Raw genomic sequence first — 4,433 nt, forward strand, 5'->3', positions numbered from 1 at the left:
CTACAACCTCGAGCACGGGATCGAGCCGGCGTCGATCGTGAAATCGCTCGACTCGCCGCTGCTGGCGATGTCCAACCTCGACTATCTCGAGCCGATGCAGATCCAGAAGCGCGCGACGCCGGAGGACGAGGAAGCCCTCTCGAAGAAGATCGCGGCGCTCGAAAAGGAGATGCGGGCGGCGGCACGGGATCTGGAGTTCGAGAAGGCGGCGTCGGTCCGCGACGAGCTGCGGCGGCTGCGCGAGCTGCAGATCTTCCGCGCCTGATCGTGTTCGCCCGGTGCGGCGGTCAGGCGCGCCGGGACGCGAGCGAGACGGGATGCGAGCCGCCTCGCGGCGCCCGGAGGCGTACCGGCCGTCCGCCGGAGGGCGACGCGGGCGGCAGGCGTCCGTCGTTGATCGATGTATCGGCGCGCCTGCCGACGGCGCAGCCGCGGTACAGGCCGATCGCGACCAGCGCCAGCACCACGATCGCCGCGATCCAGATGAACGCGGTCTTCGGCTTCGAGAGGTCGGGACGGGCGAAATAGCCGGTTCGGAAGATGTCGACCTGGTTGTGGCAGTTCGGGCATTCGACCGCGTCGTTCCCGATCGGCCGGAGGCAGAAGGGGCATTCCTTCATGGCGCGATCATATTCTCCGCCGGGCAGGCCATTTCGGGCGCAAAATCCCTGAGCCGTTTATAATTTGCGCGTGGCGGAGCTCGAAAACCCCGCGCCTCCCGAGAACCTTCCCGACGCCCCCGGCGTGTATCTCTTCCGGAACGCGCGGGAGCGGATCGTGTACGTGGGCAAGGCGCGGTCGCTGAAGAAGCGGGTCTCCTCCTACTTCCACAAGACGATCGAGGACGCGAAGACGCGCGCTCTCCTTTCGGAATACCGGTCGCTCGAGACGATCGTCACCCGGACCGAGCTCGAGGCGCTCCTCCTCGAGAACGCGCTCATCAAGAAGCACCACCCGCGGTACAACGTCTGCCTCCGCGACGACAAGACCTATCCGTACATCAAGATCACGACGGGGGAGGAGTGGCCCCGCGCGCTGGTCACGCGCCGCGTCCTCGACGACGGGCACTCGTACTTCGGGCCGTTCTGGGGCGGCCTCGTCCGGCGCACGATGAAGATGATCACGCGCCATTTCCAGATCCGCACCTGCTCGATCGAGATCGACGGGCGGCTCCCGCGGCCCTGCCTCTACTACGACCTCCACGCGTGCCTCGGCCCGTGCGTCGCGGGGTTGACGACGAAGGAAGCGTACGACGAGGCGGTGCGCGACGTGATCCTCTTCCTCCAGGGGAAGAACGCCGAGCTCTCGAAGAGCCTGAAGGGAAAGATGGACGCGGCGGCGGCCGGGGAGAACTTCGAGATGGCCGCGGCGTATCGCGACGCTCTCCGCACCGTGGAGGAGATCGCCGAACGCCAGGTCGTGCAGCGTCTCTCGGGCGAGGACGCCGACACCTGGGGAATCCACGAGGACGGCGGCGACGCCGCGGTGCAGGTCCTCGTCGTCCGCGGCGGAACGATCCTCGACCGGCGCGAGATGTTCTTCGAGAAGGTCGAAGGCACCCCCCCCGAGGAGCTCCTCTCGACGGTCATCGCGCAGTTCTATGGACAGACGACCTTCCTTCCGGACGAGGTCCAGGTGCCGTTCGACCTCCCGGACCGGGATCTCCTCGAGCAATTCCTGTCGGAGAAGAAGGGGAGCCGCGTCGGAATCCGGCGGCCGCAGCGCGGCCCCGCGAAGGATCGGCTCGAAATGGCGACGGTCAACGCGCGCTCCCGGCACGAGGCTCGATTCCGGCAGTCGAAGTCCGCGGAGGAGGACGCGGTCGCCCGGCTCTCGAGGCTGCTCGACCTTCCGGAGCCCGCGCGAAGGATCGAAGGCTTCGACATCTCGCACATCCAGGGAACGAATTCCTACGCCTCGATGGTCGTTTTCGAGGACGGCCGCCCGAAGAAGTCCGACTACCGGCTCTTCCGGATCCAGTCGCAGGATCTCCTCGCGCCCGACGACTTCGCCTCGATGGCGGAAGCGGTGTCCCGGCGCTACTCCCGCGTCGCGGCCGAGGGAGGCAGGCTCCCGGATCTCGTGCTCGTCGACGGCGGCCGGGGGCAGCTCTCCGCCGCGATCACCGCGCTCGATCGCATCGGCCTGGAGCTGCCGGTCGTCGGGCTCGCGAAACAGGAGGAGGAAATCTTCGTGCCGGGGCGTCCCGATCCGATCCGTCTCGCCCGCCATGAGAGCGCCCTGAAGCTCGTCCAGCGCGTCCGCGACGAGGCGCACCGCTTCGCGATCGGGCGCCACCGGCGGACGCGGACCTCGGTCGCGCTCACGACCCGGCTCCGTTCGGTGCCCGGCGTCGGGCCCGTCAAGGCGAAGAAGCTCCTCCGCCGGTTCGGCTCCGTCGGCCGCGTCCGGGAGGCGCCGCGCGAGGAGATCGCGAGCGTCGTCGGCGCGCGCGCCGCCGAGAACGTGATCTCCCACCTGCGGGACGAATGAGGGAGGCCTTCGAGAGCTCCGGCTCGCTCGCGTCGGTCGACGTGCTGGCGGCGATCGGCGGGATCGGCCGAAGGAGGGAGTCCGGCACGCTGCGGATCGCGGGACCCTCCGGAGAGGCCGTCCGGTTCGGCTTCGCCGAGGGCGTTCTCGTGGCCCTCGACCCTCCGGCCGAGAGCGGCCCGGCCGACGTCCTGATCCGTGCCGGGAAAGTCCAGCGCGCCACGTACGAGGCGCTCACCGTCGGCGGCTTCGAGGACCGCTTCGCGGTCGCGGCGGCGTCGGGCGTGATCTCGCGGCGCGAGGCGAACTGGGGCCTGAAGATCTCGGCGATCGAGTCTCTCGTCCGCGTCCTTTCGTGGGGCGAGGGGGAGTACGCGTGGGAGGAGGGGGAGCCCGAGCCGACGGCGCCGCCGCTCAAGCTCCGGATCGACCAGTGGCTCCTCGAGCTCTTCCTCCGCTCGAACGACCGCGGTTTCGTCGTGCGAAAGGTCGGCCCGACCGACGTGCCCGTCGCGCGCGCGGAGGGCTTCGGCGAGGCGTTCGGGGCGCTCGGGCTGACGGCCGACGCCGATGCCGTCGTCGAAGGCATCGACGGGCGCCGCACCGTGGACGAAGTCGTCAAAAGGTCGCGCGCGGAGGAGTTCGCGACGTTGAAGCTCCTGGCGGCGCTCATCACCCTGGGACTCGTCCTTCCGATCCACGAAATTCCCGAGACGGCGGGCGAGACCGACTCTCCCGCCCCCTCGCCGGAGCCGGCCGGCGCTCCGCCGATCGAGGAGAGCACGCCGGAGCCGGGAGAATTCGAGCTCGCCGGTCCTCCGGCGCTCCCCGGCCCGCCGGAGCCCGAACCGCCGCCGGAGCCCGAGCTCGATGAGACGACATGGGAACCCTCCGCCGCGCGGGAAGGCGCCGCGCCCGAGGAGGCGGCCGAGCCGGAATTCGAGTCGGAGCCGGCCGAAGCCTCCGAAAGCTCCTTCGAGGAGCCGGCCGACGCTCCCGAGTTCCCCTTTCCGGAGGAGAGGGAATCGTTTCCGCCCGACGCCGCCGGCCCGACTTCCCCGCCGCTGCGCGAGATCAGCGTCCCTCTGTTCGCGCTCACCGCTCCGGAGCCGGAGGGCAACCCGGTGGCGGAGTCGGAAGAGAGAAGCGGGGAGGGACCGGTTTCCCCCCATCGAAGTCTCGGCGGGATCCGGGCCGCCGCGGTTTTCGCCGCCCTCGCGATCGTCGGAATTCTCCTGGTCGTTCGGCGCCGACCCGCCGCCCCCGCCGCGAGCGGACAGAAACCTCCGGCGGCGTCCCCGTTGCCGGCGCCCCGTCCGCCCTCGGTGGAACCGAAAACCGCTGCCGGGGCCCCGGCCGTTGCCGAATCTCCCCGGGAAACGGTTTCTCCCGCTCCCGAACCCGTGCGAGAGAAGACGTCGGAACCCGCCGGAGTTCCGCCGCCGCGGACGGCGCCGAAGAACTCCCAGCCGGCGAAAACCTCCAGGACCGCGAAACCGGACTCCTGGGAGGCGCTCGCCCGCGCCGGGAAAGCCGCGTTCGAGCACCCGGGCGCGCATCGGTACGCGATCCAGCTGGAGCTCGCCTGCGAGGAATCGACGCTCCAGAAGGCGTTCGCCGCCGATCCCGCGCGGCGGCGGATCTGGCTCGCGCCCTACTCCTTTCGCGGGCGGAGCTGCTACCGGGTTCTGTGGGGGAAATACCGGGATCTCGCATCGGCCAAAGCGGGGAAGTCCGCGATCCCCGAGATGTTCTCGCGCGACGGCAACCATCCGGCGGTCGTGCCCCTCGGGCGCGCGAAGTGAGCACCCCTCGGGCGCGCGAAGGGAAGGCGCATGGCCGTGGCCGCTGAGAGCTGGAGCGGCCGGATCGCCGACGAGCGCTTCCCCGCGATCCTCCGTCGCATCTTCACCGAGCGCCGGACCGGCCGTCTCACGTTC

4 protein-coding genes are annotated in these 4,433 nt (G+C 70.2%); 3 read left to right on the forward strand and 1 reads right to left on the reverse strand.

Annotated elements, in window-relative coordinates:
- Window positions 1-265 (forward strand): UvrB/UvrC motif-containing protein (locus VFS34_15105; GenBank protein ID HET9795779.1); only part of this gene is annotated, 265 nt, incomplete at its 5' end.
- A 22-nt stretch (window positions 266-287) separates the two neighbouring features.
- On the opposite strand, the gene VFS34_15110 is transcribed toward VFS34_15105, so the two are convergent.
- Window positions 288-620, reverse strand: coding sequence for a hypothetical protein (locus VFS34_15110; protein HET9795780.1), 333 nt, complete (start codon window positions 618-620; stop codon window positions 288-290).
- Window positions 621-690: 70 nt separating this feature from the next.
- Here VFS34_15110 and uvrC point away from each other — a divergent pair, with 70 nt between their 5' ends.
- Entirely contained in the window at window positions 691-2,493 is a 1,803-nt protein-coding gene (uvrC, locus tag VFS34_15115; GenBank protein HET9795781.1) for an excinuclease ABC subunit UvrC, read from the forward strand.
- Complete coding sequence (locus tag VFS34_15120) at window positions 2,490-4,298, forward strand: DUF4388 domain-containing protein (protein ID HET9795782.1); 1,809 nt, start codon at window positions 2,490-2,492, stop codon at window positions 4,296-4,298. The genes uvrC and VFS34_15120 overlap by 4 nt, the downstream gene beginning before the upstream one ends.
- Window positions 4,299-4,433 lie beyond the last annotated feature (135 nt).

The sequence above is a fragment of the Thermoanaerobaculia bacterium genome (genome assembly GCA_035717485.1).
In the GTDB taxonomy this organism is placed as follows: Bacteria; Acidobacteriota; Thermoanaerobaculia; order UBA5066; family DATFVB01; genus DATFVB01.

Bases quoted from the DNA above. Each gene is read 5' to 3' on its own strand.
- VFS34_15110 (HET9795780.1), bottom strand. From the start codon at position 620: ATGAAGGAATGCCCCTTCTGCCTCCGGCCGATCGGGAACGACGCGGTC.
- VFS34_15120 (HET9795782.1), top strand. From the start codon at position 2,490: ATGAGGGAGGCCTTCGAGAGCTCCGGCTCGCTCGCGTCGGTCGACGTG.